The 2,161-nt window shown below is 58.4% G+C and carries 2 protein-coding genes; one reads left to right on the top strand and one right to left on the bottom strand.

Going from position 1 to position 2,161, the window contains the following annotated elements; genetic code table 11:
• The first annotated feature begins 142 nt into the window (after positions 1-142).
• Entirely contained in the window at positions 143-1,267 is a 1,125-nt protein-coding gene (recA, locus tag NW819_RS05340) for a recombinase RecA (RefSeq protein WP_414413116.1), read from the top strand.
• Between the two features lie 11 nt (positions 1,268-1,278).
• Here recA and NW819_RS05335 read toward each other — a convergent pair whose 3' ends face one another.
• Entirely contained in the window at positions 1,279-2,100 is an 822-nt protein-coding gene (locus NW819_RS05335; protein WP_414413115.1) for a TrmH family RNA methyltransferase, read from the bottom strand.
• Between the last annotated feature and the right edge of the window lie 61 nt (positions 2,101-2,161).

The following is a 2,161-nucleotide window of genomic DNA, read 5'->3' as shown; positions in this document are numbered from 1 at the left end:
CCCAGAGGGAGAGGGGAGTTAGGAACCGAGGCAAGGTACGAGCTGACTGCAGTTGGAGGGAGAGGGATCCGCTCAGAGCAAGGCGACAATGTTAGAATGCAGGCTCGATTTTCCACCACGACTCCTGGGGGGGATGCGGGTTATGGCCCGGAAAGCCTCTGCTGTGAACACTGCTGATGACTCGGACAAATTGAAGTCAGAAAAACGCAAAGCCCTGGAGCAGGTGTTAAGCCAGATCGAGCGGAATTTCGGCAAAGGGGCAATCATGCGCCTGGGAGATGCCACCCAGATGCGGGTGGAGACCATACCCAGTGGGGCCATCACCCTCGACTTGGCCTTGGGCGGAGGTTACCCAAAAGGGCGGATTATCGAAGTCTTTGGGCCGGAATCTTCTGGGAAAACTTCAATTGCCCTACATGCCATCGCCGAAGTGCAAAAACAAGGGGGAACGGCAGCTTTTGTGGATGCGGAACATGCGCTGGATCCCACTTACGCAGCAGCTTTGGGGGTTGATATTCAAAACCTGTTGATCTCCCAGCCGGACACGGGGGAGGCCGCCCTGGAGATTGTCGATCAGTTGGTGCGCTCGGCAGCTGTGGATATCGTGGTGGTGGACTCGGTAGCAGCGTTGGTGCCCCGGGCTGAGATCGAAGGGGATATGGGAGATGCCCATGTGGGATTGCAGGCGCGCCTGATGAGCCAAGCGCTGCGCAAGATTGCCGGGAACGTCAGCAAAACCGGCTCCATTGTTCTTTTTTTAAACCAATTGCGCTCCAAAATTGGCGGTATAGGCTATGGCCCCCAGGAGACCACCACAGGCGGCAATGCCCTCAAGTTTTATGCATCGGTGCGGCTGGATATTCGCCGCGTTCAAACCCTGAAAAAAGGTGCGGAAGAATACGGGATCCGAGCGCGGGTCAAGGTGGTGAAAAACAAAGTTGCCCCCCCTTTCCGGCGGGCAGAATTTGACATCATTTTCGGCCAAGGGATCTCCAACATCGGCTGCATTATCGATCTGGCCGAGGAGATGGGCATTCTCAAGCGCCGCGGCTCTTGGTACAGCTACAAGGAGGAAAATGTTGCCCAAGGGCGGGACAATTTGGTCGTTTACTTGAAAGAAAATCCCGAGATCTTGGCGGAAGTGGAAGGGGCTGTGCGGGAGAAGCTATCTTCTGGGGTACCCGTTTCTGCCAGCCAACCGGGGGCAATGGAAGACGGAGAGGAGGAGATTGACGGCGCGATCTTTGAGGGCGATGAGGAGTTTTGAGACGAAGCGGGCTACTCCAGCCGAGGAGAACTCTCTAGCTGCTGTCGTCTTTGTCTGAGGGCTTCGTAGAGCAGCAGCCCACCCGCCATGGCCACATTGAGGGAGTCCACATCCTTGGCCATAGGGATCCGCACCTGGGCATCGGCCTGTTGGATGGTCGCTTCCCTCAGGCCGGCTCCTTCGTTGCCCAGGAGAAAAAGGGTAGGGCGGGTGAGATCTTGATCCCAGTAGCAGTTTGCTGTGGGGGAGAGGGTAGCAGCCAAGACTTGGATCCCGTGGCAACGGCAGCTCTGGATCCAGGCGGCTAGGTCGGGCACGACCTGGGGCGGACGGCGAAACCACTGGCCGGCAGAGGCCCGCAAGACTTTGGGGTTTTCGGGATCGACGCTGTCTGCGCTTAGCCAAAGGCCGTCGGCTCCTGCGGCGGCCACGACTCGGATTAGGGATCCCAAATTGCCTGGATCTTGCAGCGTTTCCACCACAAGGCCCAAACGTAACTTGGACAGGGGGGGAGAGGAAATCTGCCAACTGACGGCCACGGCCACAGCTCCTTCGGGAGACTCGGTGGTACAGAGCGCTGCCATGACTTCTGAGCTGACGGCCTGCCGCCGTAGACTCTTGGGCAGATTGGCCAGCAATTGTGGGTAACGCTCAGCCCACTCAAGCGTGTAGCAGAGAGCCTGCAGGGGCCAGCCAACTCGCAGGGCTTCTTCGATGAGGTGGGATCCCTCCACCAAAAAGGCGCCCTGTTCCCGCCGGCCTTTGCTGCGGTGCAACTGCCGCAACTTGCGGATCCAGGGGTTTTTCGGACTGGTCAGCAGCTCAGAAGCCATGTGGCAATGGTTAAGGTACTCCCCAAGTCTTCGGCGTTGCTGCCCTCACCCCCAGCCCCTC

The organism is Synechococcus sp. R8-2, assembly GCF_047461715.1.
Taxonomy (GTDB): Bacteria; Cyanobacteriota; Cyanobacteriia; order Thermostichales; family Thermostichaceae; genus Thermostichus.
This window is presented reverse-complemented; position numbering and strand designations above follow the sequence as displayed.